The organism is Staphylococcus pasteuri (assembly GCF_030547725.1).
In the GTDB taxonomy this organism is placed as follows: Bacteria; Bacillota; Bacilli; order Staphylococcales; family Staphylococcaceae; genus Staphylococcus; species Staphylococcus pasteuri.
On record NZ_JAUOQO010000810.1, the window covers coordinates 1 to 242 of the forward strand.

Annotated in this window: 1 protein-coding gene; it reads left to right on the forward strand. The window is 46.3% G+C overall.

Annotation, left to right across the window (positions count from 1 at the left end; genetic code table 11):
* Positions 1-24: 24 nt before the first annotated feature.
* Positions 25-242, forward strand: a 218-nt coding sequence (locus tag Q4528_RS15580) for a solute carrier family 23 protein (protein ID WP_303522624.1), incomplete at its 3' end; no start/stop codon positions are given.

Genomic DNA, 242 nt, shown 5'->3' on the forward strand with positions numbered 1-242 from the left:
GTATTGGCTGATGGAGTTAACTCTTTGTTAGCGGCAACATTTAACACCTTTCCCAATACTACTTTTAGTCAGAACAACGGAGTGATTCAACTGACTGGCGTGGCTAGCCGTTATATTGGTTACTACATTGCGGCCATTTTGGTGGTGCTGGGTTTGTTCCCAGTATTGGGTGCGGTGCTACAACAGATCCCTAAACCTGTGTTAGGTGGAGCAACCCTTGTTATGTTTGGTACGGTTGCTGC